Here is a 17,635-nt window from a genome sequence, read left to right as displayed (position 1 = left end):
GCGCTCCAACCGTGAGACGCCTCCCACCGCACGAGGTTGCCTGCCGGGATTTCCCGTTATTACCGAACCTCACAGCCCCGGGTCTGGCTTTCCCGGCGCCGGCGGGTTATGCCTTGTCCTGCACGAAGATCGGGAGGCCGCATGCGCTGGGTGAAGTTCGGTATCGGGTTGGTCATGGCCGCGGCGGTCACGGTGGGGTGCTCCGCACCGCCGCCTGCGCCGCAACCGGCGCCGAACCGGCTGCAAGAGGTCGAGCAGCGCGGTGAGCTGCGGGTGTGCAGCACCGGCGACTACCGGCCGTTCACCTACCGCGACGCCGCCGGGGCGTGGAGCGGCATCGACATCGACGTCGCCCGCGACATGGCGACCAAGCTCGGCGTGCGCGCCACGATCGTGCCCACCACGTGGAAGACGCTGCTGGACGACTTCGTCGCGCGCTGCGACATCGCCGTCGGCGGTGTGTCGGTGACGTTGGAGCGGGCGCAGCAGGCGTTCTTCAGCACGTCGTTCGGGGTGGACGGCAAGACGCCGATCACGCGATGCGAGAACGTCTCCCGCTTCCAGACGCTGGAGCAGATCGACCAGCCCGGCGTGCGGGCCGTGGTCAACCCGGGTGGCACCAACGAGAAGTTCGCCAAGCAGAACCTCGAGCGGGCCACCATCGTCGAGCACCCGGACAACAACACGATCTTCCAGCAGATCATCGACGGCCACGCGGACCTGATGATGACCGACGCCTCGGAGACCCGCTGGCAGGCCCGGCAGCACCCGGAGCTGTGCCCGGTGCACCCCGATCAGCCGTTCACCTTCGCCGAGAAGGCCTACCTGCTGCCGCAGGGCGACGTGGCGTTCCAGCAGTGGGTCGACCACTACCTCGACATCGTCCGCAACGACGGCACCTACCAGCGCTTCGCCGCCCCCTGGATCGGCTGACCGGCTGTGATGTGAGGCAGCAGTCATCGCCTCTCCGAGGTCCGCGTGCGACGCTGGCGAGTACAACCATCCGCGACGACCCGGGGACCCGTTTCGGGCCTCGAGGGAAAAGGACGGTCAACGATGACTGCTGCCCACAACCAGGGCGAGACCGCGGCCCCGTACGGATCGGGACCGACCCGGCGCAAGGTGCGCATCCACCACCTCCAGCAGCTCAAGGAGCGCGGCGAGCCGTGGCCCATGCTCACCTCCTACGACATGTACAGCGCCCGCATCTTCGACCAGGCCGGCATCCCCGTCCTGCTGGTCGGTGACTCGGCGGCCAACAACGTCTACGGCTACGAGACCTCGCTTCCGGTGACCGTCGACGAACTGCTGCCGCTCACCCGCGCCGTGACCGGTTCGGCCGAGCGCGCGCTGGTGGTCGCCGACCTGCCGTTCGGCTCCTACCAGGCCTCTCCCCAGCAGGCGCTGGAGACCGCGACCCGATTCATGAAGGAAGGCCGCGCGCACGCGGTGAAGCTGGAGGGCGGTCGCCGCTTCGCCCCGCAGATCGAGGCGCTGACCGCGTCGGGCATCCCCGTGATGGCCCACATCGGCTTCACCCCGCAGCACGAGCACGGCCTGGGCGGCTACCGCGTGCAGGCCCGCGGCGACCAGGCCGACCAGCTGCTCGAGGACGCCCTGGCCGTGCAGGAGGCCGGCGCGTTCTCGGTGGTGCTGGAGATGGTCACCGCCGAAGCCGCCAAGCGCGTCACCAACGAGCTGCGCATCCCCACCGTGGGCATCGGCGCCGGCCCGGACTGCGACGCCCAGGTCCTGGTCTGGACCGACATGGCGGGCATGAACACCGGCCGCACGGCCAAGTTCGTCAAGAAGTACGCCGACCTCGGCGGCATCCTCTCCGGCGCGGCCGAGCAGTTCGCCGAAGAGGTCAAGGGCCACGCCTTCCCCGGCCCGGAGCACTCCTTCCACTGACCCGATGAAGCCGGGGTGTGCTTGGCACGCCCCGGCTTTCGGTCGTCAGTGCGCCCGGTGGGCGAGGACGTCGGCGTGGCAGGGCTTGGGGGCGCACCAGCAGCCCAGCGCCCTGCCTGCGAGCTCGCCTTCGCGGAGGCGTTCGAGGAGGTCCGGGCGGCCGTCGAGCCATTGCTCGTAGTGCCGGACCATGGCTTCGCGGTCGGTCTTGGCCTCGGAGACGAACGGGCTGGCGAATTCCGACTGCGGCCACGAGTGCCGCGGACCGGAATGTCCCACGTAGGTCACCAGGTCCTGCTCGAGGAGCCACGGGACGAGGTGCTTGTGCGGTCCGTCCTTTCGGACGTTGACCACCACCGCGTGCCCGTCGAGCAGGGCGTCCGCCCGCTCGCGCTCATCATCGCTCCAACAGCTCGCTTCCTCCGGCAGCACCCGAACCACCTCCGCCTCCACGGTGCCACCTCACCCGCACTCCCACTCACCCCGATCTCCGCGGAAACCCCGTTCCGGGCTTCCACTGAAATCGGGAACTTCAGTGGGTGGTGGCGAGGCGAGGTGGGTGGCGGTAGGGGTCAGACGTCCGTGATTCGGAGGCCCGCGTGGGCCTTGTAGCGGCGGTTGATGGCGATGAGGTTGGCCGTGAAGGCCTCGACCTGGTGGGCGTTGCGGAGGCGGCCTCCGTAGATGCCCCGGACGCCGGGGATGACGTCGGCCAGTTCGCGGACGGTGTCCGTGGCCCCGCGGTCGTCGCCCAGGACCAGGACGTCGAGGTCGACGTGGCCGACGGCGAGGTCGGCGAGGGTGACCGCGGAGACGTGGTGGAACGCCGCGGTGACGCGGGAGTCGGGCAGGATCTGCTCGGCCTGCTGGGCGGCGCTGCCCTCCTCGACCGGCAGCGCGTAGGGGCCCTTCTTGTCGAAGCCGAGCGGGTTCACGCAGTCGATGACGATCTTGCCCGCCAGCTCGGTCTGCAGGGACTTGAGCGTTTCGGCGTGGCCCTCCCACGGCAGTGCCGCCAGCACCAGATCAGAGGCCGCCGCGCAGCCCGCGTTGTCCGCACCGGTGACGTCGCCGCCCGCGATCTCCTTGATCTCCTCGGCGGCCTGCTGAGCGCGCTCCGCGTTGCGGGACCCGATCACGACCTTCAGCCCGGCCTTGGCCCAGCGGATCGCCAGCCCTCGGCCCTGAGCCCCGGTACCGCCCAACACTCCGACGGTCATCTCCCGCACGCCAGTCACCTTCACGGCCCCTCTCGTCGCCATCGACCTTCACGATCCACAATCGACCCACCGGCCACGAGAATGCCACGAGGTGTGCGTCAGGCCACTTGGAACTCGACGTCGCGACGCTGCGGATCGGCGGTCACCAGCCGCACGCGAACCTGCTGGCCCTCGCCCAAACCACCACCGGTGCAGCGGGCGATGATCGGCGGATCGGCGACGAAGACCTCACCCGCGACGCCGTTGGGCACCCGCAGCACCGTCGCCGGGAACTCCTCACCGACGCGCGAGACCAGCGACCACGCCTGCGTCTGGGCGATGCAGGCCCGCTCGACCTGCGCCGCGACCCGGTCCGAGCCGCCCATCGCCGAGGGGAGCTCGCCCAGCGCCTCGGTGACCCACTCCGGGATCTCGCGCCCGGCCGTCACCGCCAGGCAGATCTCCGCGCAGTACCGGTCCACCAGCCGCCGGATCGGTGCGGTCACGTGCGCGTAGGAGGCTCCGATGCCCGCGTGCCCGGACTTGGCGGGCGCACCGGAGTCGAACGCGGTGTAGCCGGCGCCGCGGAGCAGCCGGGTGGCCGCCACGTGCACCGCCAGCGCTTCCGGACGTGCCGGGTCGAGCTCGGCGAGCGCCTCGGCCGCCGACAGTCCGACCGGCCAGTGCACCCCGAGCTGGTTGGCCGAGCGCCGCAGCACGTCGACGGTGGCGGCATCGGGTTCGGGCACCGTGCGCAGCACACCGACACCGGCATCCAGCATGATCCCGGCCGCGCACATGCCGGTGAGCAGCGAGATCTCGGCGTTCCACTCCTCCACGACCAGCCTCGGCCGCAGCGCCAGCCGCCAGCCGCCCTCGCCGTCGGACTCCACCTGCTGCTCGGGCAGCCCCAGCTCGATCGCACCGCGCCGCAACGCCTGCTCGCGGCGCAACCTGCCGATCTCCGGCAGCAGCTCGATCGACGGGTGCGCGCAGCCGTGCGCCAGGGAGCGCTGCACGCCGTCGTAGTCCAGGCGGGCGACCGAGCGCACCAGCGCGCGGCGCACGTCCACCCGCTCCGGAGAACCGTCGGGATCGAGGTCGATGGTCCACAGCACCGCCACGCGCACCTGGTCGGGCAGCAGGCTCGCGGCGTCCTCGCTCAGCCGGGTCGGGTGCAGCGGGATGTTGCCGTCCGGCAGGTAGAGCGTCTGCCCCCGGCGCCGCGCCTCCAGGTCGAGGGCACCACCGGGCGGGATGAACGCGGCGACGTCGGCGATGGCGTAGTGGATCCGGTATCCGCTGCCGCGGCGTCGCAGCAGCACGGCCTGGTCGAGATCCTTGGCGCCCGGTGGGTCCACGGTCACCAGCGGCAGATCGGTGGCGTCGTGGCGGAATCCGGTCGGCAGCGGCTGGGCGACGGTCTGCTCGACCTCGGCGAGCGCGCTGGTCGGGTAGTCGCGGGGCAGGTTCAGCTCACGCCGGACAGCGGCGAAGTCCAGCCCCAACGGGTGCGCGGCAACGGGAGGAACAGCGTGGACGCCGTCCGGGGACCTCTCCGCCGCCGCCACGAGAACTCAGTCCTCTTCTTTCCAGCGGCGGTCGGCCTCGTCGGCCGCCTCGTTGCGCTCCTCGGCTATCTCGAGCGCGCGAGCAGCGGTCTGCTGGTCCGGGTACGGGCCCAAGCGGTCGGCGGCACGGCAGCCCGATTTGGGCTCGACCTGCCGATGCTTCAAACAGAAGTACCAACCTCCGCGGGCCATGCCCCGAGCCTCGCACGACATCGCCCGGCTGTCACGCTTCGCGCGCCGGGTCGACCGGGATGTTCGAACGGCCGTCACGAGTCGTCACCAGGCCGGCGGTGGCGGCGGGGCCGCCGGGGGCTGGACGCCGCGCGGCGGGATCGGGTCCAGGCAGGACACCAGCACCTGGTGGTCCTCCGGGTTCTCGATCCGGCGGCCGTCGCGCATCCGGTACTCCAGCTCGCCGTCGTCGCCGACCTCGACGGTGCAGCCGACCTCGGCCAGCTGGTCGTCGTCGAGGTTGGCGAGCCGCTCGTAGCGGGACGGCACCACCCGGTAGACGGGCCATTGGACGTGCCCGAACGCCTGGTGGAACTCCGCGAGCAGGTTGCGCATCTGGTGCTGCCACGGCAGCGGCATCGCCTCGGCGAGCGAACGCGGTAACACGGCGTAACCCGACGAACTTCCGGGCGGAGCCTGGTTCAGGTAGTCACCGAGCGGCGTGCTCGACGCGGGCGGACCGGTCGGCCGCGGGATCGGGTCCGGCGTGAACATGAGCAACCCTTTCCGGAGTTTCAGCAGGCCGACGCCATTGTGACCTAACGCGCGCCTCCGGCGGCGGGTACCGCGCCGGGCGGCGCGGGCGTGTCCGCTGCGGGCCGGACGACCACCGGCAGCAGCTGCCCGCCGTCCCACAACTTCGTGACCTCGACTGATTCACCCGGTTGCGGTGCGTGCAGCAGCTGATCGTCGCCCAGGTAGAGCCCGACGTGGTGAATTCCGTTCGGGTCGCGGCCGTATCCCCAGAACACGAGATCACCCGGTTGGGCCTGTGCCAGCGGCACGTGGACGCCGCCCTGGAAGTACTGGGTCTGCGAGTACTTCGGGATCTCGACGCCCGCCGCCTTCCACGCCTGCTGGGTCAGACCCGAGCAGTCGAACGACGCCGGACCCGCCGCGCCCCACACGTAGGGCTTGCCGAGCTGGCCCTTCGCGTACGACAGGGCCTGGCCCGCCAGCACGCTGGCCCCGGGCAGGTCCTCGCAGCCGGAGATGCCGGGGACGTTGCCCTCGACGCTGACCAGGTGCGCCGCCATCGGCTCCCAGCGGTGGTAGCGCAGCGGGAACGCGGAGCGCTCGACGCGCTGAGCCGCGGTGCCGGGCCGCAGCTCCTCCCAGCCGGGAACGGCCAGCAGCACGTCGTAAAACTTGTTGATCTGGTAATCGACGTCGGTGACCTGCGCGACCGTTCCCCAGCCCATCGACGGCCGCATCTGGAAGATGCCCAGCGAGTCGCGGTCGCCGTGGGTCAGGTTGGCCAGGTTCGACTCGGTCTTGCCCGCCTGGATGGCGATCTGCCACGCGCGCGGCGGCAGTCCCCGCTGCTTGCCGACCTCGATGATGCGCTTGGCCAGCGCGACGGACTCCGGCTTGAGCGAACCGGCGTCCTGCTCACCTCTCCCGGCGCCGTTGCCCCACGGCCCGAGATTGGCGCTGCAGTTGGACCAGCCCTGGTTGCCGCCGCTGCTGCTGATCAGCATCGTCAGCGCGCCGAGCCCGATCATTCCTGCGAAACCCGCGAGCACGATGAAAGCGACCACGAGCTTGCGCATGCGCGTCAACCTTCCTTGTCGTACTGGGCCACCCGCCAACCGGCCGGGGTCCTGTTCACGGTCACGTTCAGCACCCCGATGTCGCTGGGCAGCCGGACGACCATCGAGCCCTCGGTCGAGCTCACCGCGGACGGAGCTCCGGTGATCACGTTGCCCGCGTTCACCGGGTCGACGGTCGACAGCTCGGTGAGGAACTCGTCAGTGGTCAGCGGGCGCAGGCCGTTCAGCCACTGCTGGCGGTCGGCGCCGACCGGGTGATTCACCCAGGCCTCGCCCCACTTCTCCACGATCGCGACGCCCGCCGGGTCCGGCGCGGTCGGGGTGGGCCCGGCCTGCGGCACGGAGATCGTCGGCGGTCGCTTGGTCGTGGGCACCACGGCGGAGCGCTGCGGCGGGAGCGTGTACTCGGTCGTCCGCCCACCGGCGGCCACGTTGCGGCTCGGCGGCGGCTCGGGCAGCAGGAATCCGACGACGGTGGCCACCGCACCCACCACGACCAGGGCGGCCGCCAGGTGCTTGGGCGAGCGCAGCGGCCAGCCCCAGAACCTGCGGTACACCGCGGCTCGCCCGCGGTGCGTCCGGATCGGCATCAGCTCCCCCTCTTGTGGTCAGCCATCGGCCACTTCCAGTCCCCGGGACGGCCGGTAGATCACGTGCACCGGACGGCCCTGCACGACCTCGCGATCGGCCAGGCGCGGCGAGTCGGCGCCGGCCGGTTGGTCCGACACCCGCTCCACCGTCGCCCGCGACGGGATCAACACCGGATCTTCGTCGTTCCCGTCCCACTTGGCATCCGCCACCGGGTTGGTATCGACCACCCGACTGGCTGCCCGCATCTCCGGGACGCCCTGCATGCCGCCCGGTCGGCGCGGCGAGCCGCCACCGGCCGGCAGCGCTCCGGCCGTCGCACCGCCCGAGCCGATGGAGCCCTGCGGCGCGGAGTCGTCGTCGCGGTCCAGCCGCTGGGCGACGGCAGGCAGCAGCGCCTCCGGGCGCCTCCGGCGCGGCCGGTCGCCGTACTCGTCGTCGGTATCGCTGTCGCGGACCTGCTCCCAGAACTCCCCGCCGGAGGGGTTCTCGCCCCGACTGCCGAAGCGGGCGAAGACCCCGCCCTGCGCGCGCGGCGCCGCGCGTCCGACCGTGCCCACCGACAGCTCGACCATCTGCGCGATCCGCCGGATCGGTCTGGCGATCATCAGGAACACGATGGTGATCAGGGCGGCGAGCAGGATCTGGGTCAGCGCGGAGAAACCGCGGGTCGGGTCGAAGATCCAGGTCAGGAGCAGGGTGTGCAGACCGGCCAGCGCCGAGACCATCACGACGTTGAGCACCGCCGCACCCGCGACGCGACCGATCATCCGCAGGATCTGGTGGTAGACCAGCGCGATCAGGCCGATCAGCGGACCGGCCAGGATCAGCACCCGCAGCAGCACCTGGGCCAGCAGGATGGTGGCCTTGGCCAGCAGCTGGAACGAGGCGTAGGCCAGCGACTGCACGCTGCTCAGCACGCCCGCGCCGACGCGGCTGCCGTCGATGCCCTGGAAGTAGCCGTAGGCGCTGCCCATCTTGCCCGCGACGTCCTCGAACGCCTGCTTCTTGGCCTCCGGCGAACCGCCGTCCGCCCCGGCGTTGACCTCCTGCTTGGTCCACGCCTGGGCGCGCAGCAGTTCCCGGCCCAGCTGCTGTGCCTGCGGGGAGTCCGGCGAACCGAACTCGCCCCGCAGCCAGTTGCGGTAAATCACCTGATCGTGCAGCAGCGTTGGCAGGGCGTTGGCCTCGTCGACGCCGACCTCGTGCAGGAAACCGGCCTGCACCGCCGAGGTCCCGGTGATCACGATCTCGTCGAGCGCGTGGGTGTAGACCAGCGGCGTCAGGTAGGTCGCCGAGGCGAACCACAACCCCGCCAGCGCCCACATGCCGCGCTTGCCGATGCTGGCCAGGTCGCCCTGCCAGATGTAGCGGAACAGCACGACCGCCAGCACCAGCGCGACGAGGCCGAACCAGGGCGCGAACACGCTGTCGTAGAGCGCGACCGTGCCGGTGGCGATCACCTCGTCCAGCGGGTCCATCAGGTCGCCGTTGAGCAGCGCGTAGTGCAGCCCGTTGGTGGCGCCCACCAGGTTCTTGGCGAGGTTGAACAGCTCGTTGCCGACCCAGGTGTCGACCAGCGCGTTCGGGTTGGTCACGCCCTGGGGACCGCAGCCGAGGTCGTAGGTGTGCCAGATCAGACCGGCGTAGCCGACCTCGTCGTAGGCGCTGCCCGGGTTGCCCGCGCCCATCGGAGCCGGGTCCAGCGCGCCCACCATGCCCGAGCCGGGGCGCTCCGGGTTCGGAGCCTCCTTGCAGTCCAGGCTCTGGCCCCAGGCCGGGGCCGCCATCAGCGACTGGATCGCCAGCAGACCCGCGATCAGCAGGTAGGCCCTACGGCGTCGGGGCGTCAGCACTTCCGCCGAACGCGTCCGGCGATTGACCACCAGCACGGCGACCACCGCTGCGAGCGCGGCGGCGATCACCACGATGCTCACGACCGCGCCGCTCACCTCGCGTCGTCCCCACCCCGCTCGCCCGGCCGGCGGGTCGAGCTCTCGGTGCCGTCATCGAAACCGATGCCGACGCTTTCGAGTTCAAACTCGTCGAACGATTCGAAATCGTCCCCGTAGTCGTCCTCCGCCGGGTTCAGCGCGGACGTGCTGGAGTCGGAGTTCACGCCGTCGCCGTCCGGTGCCGGGCTCAGCGCCCGCGGTTCGGCGTCGGGTTCGGAGGCCGGTGTGGTGTCCAGCGCGTCGCGCAGGTGCTCCAAGTGCGAGCCGGAGAAGTCGATGCGGATCTTCTCCACGCCGCCCGCGCCGTCGCCGAAGATGAACTGGCGCGGCGCGCGGTCCCGCTGGGTGGCGTTGCGCGCCGGGCCGGGACGGCGTCCCAGCGCCGAGACGACCTGCTCGTAACCGGCGTCGACCGGCACCTTGAGCAGCCGCAGCGCGTCGGCCTGGGCGCTCTCGTCGTCGAGCCGGCCGATGAACACCGAGTCCAGCAGCGACACGAAGCCCTGGATGCGCAGGAAGTCCGCCGGGATCTGGCTGGACAGCAGCACTCTCACGTTCCACTTCCGCGAGTCTCGCGCGAAGCGGTTCATCAGGACTCGACCGGTCGGCACCTCGGAGAGGAAGAACGCCTCGTCGATCCAGACGCCCTTGCGCTCGCCCTTGGGCCGCTCGTAGATCGACCGCTGGGTCAGCCACGCCGCCAGGTTGAGCATCTCCACGCCGAGCGCTTCGGCGTCGGTCCAGTGCTCGCGGCCGACGCCGTCCTTGGGCAGCGTCAGACCGGCCATGGTCAGCACCGTCAGCCGGTCGTCGCGGGTCTCGGAGTACGGGTCGGCGTTGCTCTCCGGGATGAGCAGCGCCATCCGCTCCCGGATCTCGTCGAGGAAGTCGGCGACGACCACCGCGTGCTCGTGGTGCTCGCTGGCGTCGCGGCGCAGCGCCTCGAAGACCATGCCCGGGTGCGCGTCGACCCGTCCGCCGACGGCGCGGACCGCGCGCAGCAGCACGATCCGGGTCTGCGGCAGCTTCGCGACCTCGTAGGGCAGCAGGCCGGTGAGCACGTCGAGAACCAGGCGGCGCCGGGTCGCGGCGGCCAGCGCGCGTTCCCGCCGCCAGCCTCGCTCCGGGTCCTCCTCGTCGACGAAGTGCTCCAGCTCCGGTTCGGCGACCACCCGGTACGGGTTGAGGATGCCGGGCTGGGCGTTGAGCAGGTTGATGTTGCGCGCGTAGGGCTTGAGCTCCGGCAGGTTGCACAGCTCCGAGAGCGGCCCCGACGGGTCCAGCAGCGTCCAGTGCGCACCGGCCCGCAGCGTCTTGTAGACGATGCCGCCGCCGAGGAAGGACTTGCCGCCACCGAGCCCGGCGACCATCGCCGTCAGACCGGAGGCGTCGCGGACCTCCTGCGCCATCCACGGGTCCCAGGCGACGGGACGCCGGGTGGCGGTGCAGGTCTCGCCGAGCAGGATGCCGCGCCGGTCACCGACCTCGGCCGTGGCCTGCGGCACCGCGGAAGCCGCCCACACCACCGAACCGCGCCGCAGGTAGGCGGTGTTGGCCAGCGGCTCGCCCGGGATGAACTCGCGCGCCATCGCGTACTGCGCCTCGGGGTGCTCGATGGCGACCTTCGGCTTGTACAGGTCGAGGATCTGCTGGGCCAGCCGCAGCGCGTCGCGCTCGGTGGGTCCGGACACCGACATCCGCCACCAGGACTTGACCCGGGTGGCCAGGGCGGTGAAGCCGGAGGTCATCTCGTCGTCGATCTCCAGCACCCGGCCGGCCTGGCGGGCCAGCGAGGTCGGCGGCTCCAGGCCGTGCTCCTCGGTGTAGTGCCGGACCTGGGAGCGGACCTTGTTCATCTGCCGCTGGAGCTCGCCGCCGACGTCCTCGGGACGCCGCACGTAGATCCGCGCCGACCACTCCACCGGAGCGGGCAGCCGGTCGGAGTGCTGCATCCACGGGTCGTCGATCTCCGGGATCTGCAGGCCGTGCGTCTGACCGACCGTGAGCACCGCGACGTGCCGGGTGACGCCGGCGTTGGAGCCGGTCCGGCCGCGCACGGTCACCGTCGGCGAGTACGGGTCCTGGTGCATGTCGGAGGCGTCGGTGAACGACGCGAGGTCCTCGGGTTCCCACGGCGCTCCGGGCACCGCGGGCAGGTTGCGCGGAGCCGGCAGGCCCAGCGAGCAGGACCGGTGCATCAGCCAGGAGATCTCCTCGGCGGTCACCGGGCGGCCGTCCAGCCCGGCGGAGCCGATCACCTGGTCCAGGTGCTCGATCTCGCTGTCGAGCGCGACGAGCTCGGCGTCGACGGCTTCCGGGAAGACCTTGTGCAGCAGCGGGGCGGCGCGTTCCACCGCGCGGTCCACGACGTTGCGGGTCTGCACCTGGACTCCCAGGTAGACCTCCTTCTCCGCCATGGACCGGCCCATCAGCTGCTGCTGCTCGCCGACCATGTAGTCGTCGAAGGACAGCGCGCCGTCGGCGTCGGGAAGCGGGTTGCGCGCGTTGTGCACGTGCGCCTCGGCCCACATCCGGATCGGGTACGGCCGGTTGGTCACCCGCAGGTGCAGCCAGCGCCCTTGCAGTTCCGCGTACTGGCCCGCGATGGCCGCGACGAGGTCCTGGCGCTGCGAATCCGAGCGGAAGGACCAGCGCTGCGGGGAGAGCCGGTACCAGGCGAAGACGTCCTGGCCCGTTCGCAGCAGGTGCCCGTCGATGGTGCGCGCGGCGATCGACGGGGTGTAGGTCGGGATGGACTGCTCGTCACCCAGACCTCGTGCGCGCTTGCGCGGCTTGCCGTTGCCCTTGGCACCGCGGATCTTGCCGCTGGAGCCGCGGGGTACCTGCTGCGGCTGCTGCTCACCGCCTCGACGGCGACCGAACACCGCGAACCTCCTTGCTACGCGTGCGCCTGCTTCCGACCTGCTGCCCGCTCCGGGTGGAGCGCGGCTGAGCCTGCCGGGCTTGTTGCCTTCTGGCCTGCGACTGTCGCGGGGCCTGCCCCTGCCGCTGCTGTCCGCGGCGGGGGCGCTTGTTCTTGGGCACGGGACGACGCCGCCGGACCCGGACTCGGGCGGCGCTGGCCGCCCCGCCGGTGGACTGCGACTTCTCGCGGGGCGCGGTCAGTTCGCGCATCCACATCTGCATCACCGCGCCGAGCGGGCGCTCGTGCCCGATCTTGGCGCAGATGAGCCTGGTCAACGCCACCGTGATGACCAGGGCCCAAGCCGTGGAGAAGAAGCCGAAGCCGATGTTCATCCGGCGTTCGATGGCCAGCACCAGCAGGAACACCACCGTGCCGACACCCCACGCCACGTAGCGCGCACGCCAGGGGAAGGTCGCCTTCGGCGGGCCGAGCCAGACGGCGTCTACCCGGTAAACCTCGTCATCGGTGCGTATCCGCACTGGACATCACCCGTTGGTGCTGAAGAGCTGTGCGATGAAGGTGCCGATGTCGATTCCCGCGTTGGTGACCGCGATGCCGACGATGGCCAGGGCCACGAGCACACCGCCAACACGGCGCATCACGCCGGCGTTGTCGCCCTTGCCACCACCGAGCCACAGCAGCAGGATCGCCACCGTGAGCAGCAGCAGCGGTAGCACGTTGTTCAGGATCCAACCGCGGATGCCGTCGGTGCCCAGTTGTGTCTGCTGAGCGAGTACGTCCAGGTGCGCCAGTGTTTCCAGCGGCATGGCGGTCATCTCTTTACCCCTGAGTACGCGGAGTGTCTGCGGGCCGGTACCTCAACGCGTCGCGGTGATCCGCAACGCGCAGATACGAGTAGAACATGACATGGTCACCAGAAGTAGTGGTTGCGAGCTCGGGTGTGGCGGGTTACAGCGCGACGGCGAAACGGACATCACGCGGTGAATAGGCCATTCGAGCAAGCCCCCACTGGCTGGTCATCGCGGAATAGGCGCTCGTTCGGCCGGTTTCGAGCCTGATCCTCGTGGCTGTTCACCCGCTTGCGAGCCCCTTCGTAACGCACCGTGAACGTTCCGGTGGTCCAGTGGATTTTCCGCACATCGCGCCAGGAAGCACCCGACCGGATCACTCGACGTGATCGCCGAACCCGAAAGAACGAGGTGATCTTGACGCGCACGAATCAGGGTAACGGCACCCACACGAAGAGTTCCCCCCAGGGCATGGGTTGCGACCCGTAGACCACAAGCACGAAAACCACTGCAACGAACGGACCAACACCGTCCGAAGCTGCTTTCCGGTACCCACCGTCAGGCAAGCACCGAAGGTGCTTCCTCTTTCACCACCCGAGCAACCGGCACCGCCACGCACGAAGACCACAGAGCAGTTGATCAGTACGGCCGAGCCACCCCGGGACGGACCGCTCGGGCCGAACGCGCCCCGAGCGCGAGGAGAAACCTTGAGAGAATGCGGAAGAGACGGTCTGTAAGCCGGATTCTGTTCCCGGTGGTCTCACGACCTGCCGTTCGGTGACCATCTATCTAGGCCCGCCGTCGCCGACGAGCTCGTGCGGCCTACCCGCGAACCTCGGGCGAGCAACCCTCGAACGTCCGCGCAGGCGTCGGAACGCCCATCTTGGCCTTGCTCCAGGTGGGGTTTACCTAGCCACCTCGGTCACCCGAGGTGCTGGTGGTCTCTTACACCACCGTTTCACCCTTACCCGGCGCGAGCGCCGGGCGGTCTGCTTTCTGTGGCACTGTCCCGCGGGTCTCCCCGGGTTGCCGTTGGCAACCACCCTGCTCTGTGGAGTCCGGACTTTCCTCGACGGGTCGTGACCCGCCGCGGTCACCCGACCGACTCTTCCGCACCGGCGATTTTACCGCCGTGCCCGCTCCTCGTTCCGGCCAGCCCGGGGTTCAGGCCCAGTGGGAGATGTCGTTGACCAGCCGGACCGAGGCGTTGCCGTCCGGGTAGAACTCCACGATGGACAGCGACGCCAGGTCCAGGTGCAGGCGGTAGAAGACCTCGGGCCCCACGTCCAGGCCCATGCGCAGCAGCGACTTGATCGGGGTGACGTGGCTGACGACGATGATCGTCTTGCCGGCGTAGCGCTCGACGAGGTCGTCGCGGGCGGCGGCGACCCGCTGGTGGACGGCCGCGAGGCTCTCGCCTCCGGGCGGCACGACGGCGGGGTCGCCGATCCACTTCCGGTGCAGGTCGGGGTACGCGTCGGCGGCTTCGAGGAAGGTCAGGCCCTCCCACTCGCCGAAGTCGGTCTCGATCAGGCCGTCGTGGAGCTCCAGCTCACCGCCGGTGGCGTCGGCGACGGCCTGCGCGCTCTGGCGGGTCCGGGTGAGCGGTGAGGCGATGATGGGGGCGGGGCCGTCGGGGGTGACGACGCCGTCCATGGCGGCGAGGCGCTTGGCGGCGGCCTGGACCTGCCGCTCCCCCAGCTCGGTCAGCTCGACGTCGCCGCGACCGGAGTAGCGCTTGTCGACCGACATGGCGGTCTGGCCGTGCCGCACCAGCAGCATCTTGGTGGGCGCGCCCTGCAGGTTCTGCCAGCCGGACGGGCGGGTGCGCGCCGAGGCTCTCTCGGTCTCGGTGACCGTCCCGGTTTCGACGGTGTTGCCGTCCATCGCGTCGTTGGCGAGCTTGTCGGCGGCGGAGTTCTCTGCGCGCGGGATCCACTCGTAGTCGACCCGCTCGAAGTCGGCGGCGAGCTCGCGCGCGACGGCGTTGAGCGGCTGGAGGTTGGCGTGCTTGACCTTCCAGCGGCCGGTCATCTGCTCGATGACCAGCTTGGAGTCCATCCGGACCGACACCTGCGCGGCGCCGAGCTCGTGGGCGGCGCGGAGTCCGGCGATCAGCCCCTGGTACTCGGCGACGTTGTTGGTGGTCTCGCCGAGTCCGATGGCGTGTTCGGCGAGGACGGCGCGGGTGTCGGCGTCGAGCACGACCGCGCCGCAGCCGGCGGGGCCGGGGTTGCCGCGCGATCCGCCGTCGGCCTCGACGACGACTCTCACTTGTTCTCCCGGACCATGATCGCGCCGCACTCCTCGCATCGGACCACGTCGTCGGCGGCGGCTTCGCGGACCTCGTTGAGGGCGTGCCGGTCGAGTTCGATGCGGCAGGCCCCGCAGCGGGCGCCCTGCAGCAGCCCGACGCCGATCCCGCGCTGGGCACGCACCCGCTCGTAGAGGGCCACGAGGTCGTCCGGCAGGGACTTGGTGATGAGGTCGCGCTCGTTCTGCCTGCGGGTCTCGGCGACCTCGAGCTCGTTGAGCGCCTCGTCGCGGCGGGACTGGATGTCGCCGAGCCGCTGCTCGGCTTCGCTGACGGCCTCGCGGGACTTGGTCACGTTGGTCTCCAGCGCTTCGCGCTGCTCCATGACCTCCAGCTGCTCGTCCTCGAGCACGGCCTGCCTGCGCGCGAGGGTCTGCAGCTCGTGCTCCAGCTCCTCCTGCTGCTTGGCCGGTCCGCCCGCGGCCATCAGGTCGCGGTCGCGGGCCTCGCGCTTGCGGACGTTGTCGACCTCGGTCTCCAGCCGCTTGACCTCGCGGTCGAGGTCGTTGAACGCGGTCTGGGCGACCACGAGCTCATCGCGCTTGGTCTGGACCTCCCGCTCAGCGGCACCGATCTGCTCGAGTTCCGGCAACGTGCGCCTGCGGTGCGCGACGCGGTTGATCTCCGCGTCGGCATCCGCGAGATCGAGCAGCCGTCGTTGTACGGCGGGGTCGGCTTTCACGCGAGCGCCCTCCCTGGGTCTGGTGTCGCACCGGCGTGCACGGTCCACGGGTCGGTGCGTCGGGTGGATACGAGGACTTCGACTGTATCCGGCAGCGCGGCGGACACGAGGTCCGCGGCCTGCTGGCACCAGGGCCATTCGCTGGCCCAGTGCGCCACGTCGACCAGGGCCGGCACCGAGGCGCCGGGCACGTCGGCCTGGGCGAGGTGCTCGCCCGCGGGGTGGTGGCGCAGGTCGGCGGTGACGTAGGCGTCGACCCCGGCTTCGGCGGCCGTGGTCAGGAACGAGTCGCCGGCTCCGCCGCAGACGGCGACGCGGCGGATCTCGCGGTCCGGGTCACCGGCGCCGCGCACGCCCCACGCGGTGCTGGGCAGGCCGTCGGCGACGCGGCGGACGAAGACCCGGAACGGTTCGGGCCGGGCGAGTTCGCCGATGCGGCCCAGGCCGGTGTCGGCTCCGGGAGCGGTGGGCAGCAGCGGCCGCGCCGCGGTCAGGCCGAGGGCGCCGGCCAGCGCGTCGGACACACCGGGGTTGGCCTTGTCGGCGTTGGTGTGGGCGCAGTAGAGGCCGATGCCGGAGCGGATCAGCCGGTGCACCACGCGTCCCTTGTGGTCGTCGACCGGGACGCCGTGCACGCCGCGCAGCAGCAGCGGGTGGTGCGAGATCAGCAGCTGCGCGCCGAAGTCGATGGCCTCGTCCACCGTGGCCTCGATCGGGTCGACGCAGAACAGCACGCGCTGCACGACCGAGTCGGGGTCCCCGCAGACCAGGCCGACGGCGTCCCAGTCCTCGGCCAGCCCGGTGGGGTACGCCTGCTCCAGCGCGCCGATCACGTCCCGAATACGCACCGTTTCACCCACGTTCCACTGCATCGCGAAAAGCCTTGACCAACAGCGAGTTCTGCTCCGGCGCGCGCACCGCGACCCGGAGGTGATCGGTGTCGAGACCGGGGAAGGTGTCTCCCCGGCGCACCGCGACGCCGCGGTCCCGCAGCGCCTCCCGCACCTTCTGCCCGTCCGGCACCCGCAGCAGCAGGAACGGCGCCTCGGCGGTGCGCACCACGTCGACGCCGGGCAGGTCGGCGAGCTCGGCCAGCAGTCCGGCCCGGTGCTCGGTGAACTCGGCCGCCGCGCGCTGCGATTCGTCGATCGCGTGCGGTTCGCAGCAGGCGCGCACGGCGGTCAGCACCAGCGAGTTGACCGGCCAGTGCGGGCGGTTCCGGCCGAGCTCGGCGAGCAGTTCCGGGGCGCCCAGCGCGTAGCCGGCGCGGAGGCCGGGCAGACCCCACATCTTGGTGAGGCTGCGCAGCACCAGCAGTCCCGGTTCGGCGAGGTGCGCGAGGGATTCGCGTTCGCCGGGCACGGTGTCGATGAACGCCTCGTCGACGACCACGGTCCGACCGGGCCGCAGCAGTTTCCGGATCTCGTCGGCCGGGTGCAGCACCGAGGTCGGGTTGGTGGGGTTGCCCAGCACGACCATGTCCGCCTCGTCGGGAACCTGGTCGGCGTGCAGCCGGTAGCCGTCGGCGGGGTCGAGGACGACGCGCTCGACCTCGACGCCGGCGTTGCGCAGGGCCAGCTCGGGTTCGGTGAACGAGGGGTGGATCAGCGCGGCCAGCTTCGGGCGCAGCGCGGGCAGCAGGGCGAATCCCTCGGCGGCTCCCGCCAGCACCAGGACCTCGTCGGGGTGCCGGTCGTGCCTGGTGGCGACGGCTCGGCGGGCGGCGTCGTCGGCTGCGGCCGAGGGGTAGGAACCGAGGTCGTCGAGGGCTTCGGCGAGGCGGGCGCGCAGCCACTCCGGTGGCCGCTCCAACCGCACGTTGACGGCGAAGTCGGCGAGTCCGCGCGCCGCGTCCACGTCACCGTGGTGGCGCAGTAGTTCCCGATCGTCCCCGCTCATCGGGGGCAGTTTAAACGTGCTCGTCGGAACGCTTCAGAGCACGGGGCGCGCTCGTCC

The 17,635-nt window shown here is 71.0% G+C and carries 17 protein-coding genes and 1 other RNA gene; 2 read left to right on the top strand and 16 right to left on the bottom strand.

The features are described from left to right. Positions 1-141 precede the first annotated feature (141 nt). On the top strand, positions 142-933 hold the full coding sequence (locus tag E1202_RS03645; RefSeq protein ID WP_132680964.1) for a transporter substrate-binding domain-containing protein: 792 nt from the start codon (positions 142-144) through the stop codon (positions 931-933). Between the two features lie 123 nt (positions 934-1,056). After that, complete coding sequence (panB, locus tag E1202_RS03640) at positions 1,057-1,911, top strand: 3-methyl-2-oxobutanoate hydroxymethyltransferase (RefSeq protein WP_132680962.1); 855 nt, start codon at positions 1,057-1,059, stop codon at positions 1,909-1,911. A 45-nt stretch (positions 1,912-1,956) separates the two neighbouring features. On the opposite strand, the gene E1202_RS03635 is transcribed toward panB, so the two are convergent. The 16 genes from E1202_RS03635 to cobC form a co-directional block, all read right to left on the bottom strand. Next, positions 1,957-2,364, bottom strand: a complete 408-nt coding sequence (locus E1202_RS03635) for a DUF4326 domain-containing protein (RefSeq protein ID WP_235877634.1) — start codon at positions 2,362-2,364, stop codon at positions 1,957-1,959. Positions 2,365-2,483: 119 nt separating this feature from the next. Continuing rightward, the gene (npdG, locus tag E1202_RS03630; RefSeq protein ID WP_235877649.1) at positions 2,484-3,149 is read right to left on the bottom strand and encodes an NADPH-dependent F420 reductase; all 666 of its coding nucleotides are present in this window, start codon (positions 3,147-3,149) and stop codon (positions 2,484-2,486) included. A gap of 80 nt (positions 3,150-3,229) precedes the next feature. Further along, complete coding sequence (locus tag E1202_RS03625) at positions 3,230-4,681, bottom strand: RNB domain-containing ribonuclease (RefSeq protein WP_132680958.1); 1,452 nt, start codon at positions 4,679-4,681, stop codon at positions 3,230-3,232. Positions 4,682-4,687: 6 nt separating this feature from the next. After that, positions 4,688-4,846, bottom strand: a complete 159-nt coding sequence (locus tag E1202_RS03620; RefSeq protein WP_324265350.1) for a hypothetical protein — start codon at positions 4,844-4,846, stop codon at positions 4,688-4,690. Between the two features lie 111 nt (positions 4,847-4,957). Beyond that, a complete protein-coding gene (locus E1202_RS03615; RefSeq protein ID WP_132680954.1) occupies positions 4,958-5,407 on the bottom strand; it encodes a hypothetical protein in 450 nt (149 codons plus the stop codon). A gap of 44 nt (positions 5,408-5,451) precedes the next feature. Next, positions 5,452-6,465, bottom strand: coding sequence for a C40 family peptidase (locus tag E1202_RS03610; protein WP_132680952.1), 1,014 nt, complete (start codon positions 6,463-6,465; stop codon positions 5,452-5,454). Positions 6,466-6,470: 5 nt separating this feature from the next. Further along, positions 6,471-7,055 carry a hypothetical protein gene (locus E1202_RS03605; RefSeq protein WP_132680950.1) on the bottom strand — a complete coding sequence of 195 codons (585 nt, stop codon included), beginning with the start codon at positions 7,053-7,055 and terminating at the stop codon, positions 6,471-6,473. A gap of 18 nt (positions 7,056-7,073) precedes the next feature. After that, the gene (locus tag E1202_RS03600) at positions 7,074-8,990 is read right to left on the bottom strand and encodes a hypothetical protein (protein ID WP_235877631.1); all 1,917 of its coding nucleotides are present in this window, start codon (positions 8,988-8,990) and stop codon (positions 7,074-7,076) included. A gap of 11 nt (positions 8,991-9,001) precedes the next feature. Then, complete coding sequence (locus tag E1202_RS03595) at positions 9,002-11,893, bottom strand: ATP-binding protein (RefSeq protein ID WP_408006076.1); 2,892 nt, start codon at positions 11,891-11,893, stop codon at positions 9,002-9,004. Next, the gene (locus E1202_RS03590) at positions 11,868-12,413 is read right to left on the bottom strand and encodes a hypothetical protein (RefSeq protein WP_132680948.1); all 546 of its coding nucleotides are present in this window, start codon (positions 12,411-12,413) and stop codon (positions 11,868-11,870) included. The genes E1202_RS03595 and E1202_RS03590 overlap by 26 nt, the downstream gene beginning before the upstream one ends. A 6-nt stretch (positions 12,414-12,419) precedes the next feature. Next, a complete protein-coding gene (locus E1202_RS03585) occupies positions 12,420-12,710 on the bottom strand; it encodes a hypothetical protein (RefSeq protein ID WP_132626116.1) in 291 nt (96 codons plus the stop codon). Between the two features lie 691 nt (positions 12,711-13,401). Then, positions 13,402-13,792, bottom strand: an RNA gene (gene rnpB, locus E1202_RS03580) — RNase P RNA component class A. Between the two features lie 55 nt (positions 13,793-13,847). Next, a complete protein-coding gene (locus tag E1202_RS03575; RefSeq protein ID WP_408006075.1) occupies positions 13,848-14,957 on the bottom strand; it encodes a bifunctional RNase H/acid phosphatase in 1,110 nt (369 codons plus the stop codon). After that, positions 14,954-15,679 (bottom strand): zinc ribbon domain-containing protein, encoded by a 726-nt coding sequence (locus E1202_RS03570; RefSeq protein ID WP_132680944.1) that lies wholly within the window; start codon positions 15,677-15,679, stop codon positions 14,954-14,956. Before E1202_RS03570 ends, E1202_RS03575 begins: the two co-directional genes overlap by 4 nt. Further along, a complete protein-coding gene (locus tag E1202_RS03565) occupies positions 15,676-16,551 on the bottom strand; it encodes a Nif3-like dinuclear metal center hexameric protein (protein ID WP_132680942.1) in 876 nt (291 codons plus the stop codon). Before E1202_RS03565 ends, E1202_RS03570 begins: the two co-directional genes overlap by 4 nt. Continuing rightward, the gene (cobC, locus tag E1202_RS03560) at positions 16,532-17,578 is read right to left on the bottom strand and encodes an Rv2231c family pyridoxal phosphate-dependent protein CobC (protein ID WP_132680940.1); all 1,047 of its coding nucleotides are present in this window, start codon (positions 17,576-17,578) and stop codon (positions 16,532-16,534) included. Before cobC ends, E1202_RS03565 begins: the two co-directional genes overlap by 20 nt. Positions 17,579-17,635: the final 57 nt, after the last annotated feature.

The sequence above is a fragment of the Saccharopolyspora karakumensis genome, from assembly GCF_004349225.1.
Taxonomy (GTDB): Bacteria; Actinomycetota; Actinomycetes; order Mycobacteriales; family Pseudonocardiaceae; genus Saccharopolyspora; species Saccharopolyspora endophytica.
This window is presented reverse-complemented; position numbering and strand designations above follow the sequence as displayed.

Bases quoted from the DNA above. Each gene is read 5' to 3' on its own strand.
- E1202_RS03645 (WP_132680964.1), top strand. From the start codon at position 142: ATGCGCTGGGTGAAGTTCGGTATCGGGTTGGTCATGGCCGCGGCGGTC.
- panB (WP_132680962.1), top strand. From the start codon at position 1,057: ATGACTGCTGCCCACAACCAGGGCGAGACCGCGGCCCCGTACGGATCG.
- E1202_RS03615 (WP_132680954.1), bottom strand. From the start codon at position 5,407: ATGTTCACGCCGGACCCGATCCCGCGGCCGACCGGTCCGCCCGCGTCG.
- E1202_RS03610 (WP_132680952.1), bottom strand. From the start codon at position 6,465: ATGCGCAAGCTCGTGGTCGCTTTCATCGTGCTCGCGGGTTTCGCAGGA.
- E1202_RS03605 (WP_132680950.1), bottom strand. From the start codon at position 7,055: ATGCCGATCCGGACGCACCGCGGGCGAGCCGCGGTGTACCGCAGGTTC.
- E1202_RS03585 (WP_132626116.1), bottom strand. From the start codon at position 12,710: ATGACCGCCATGCCGCTGGAAACACTGGCGCACCTGGACGTACTCGCT.
- E1202_RS03565 (WP_132680942.1), bottom strand. From the start codon at position 16,551: ATGCAGTGGAACGTGGGTGAAACGGTGCGTATTCGGGACGTGATCGGC.
- cobC (WP_132680940.1), bottom strand. From the start codon at position 17,578: ATGAGCGGGGACGATCGGGAACTACTGCGCCACCACGGTGACGTGGAC.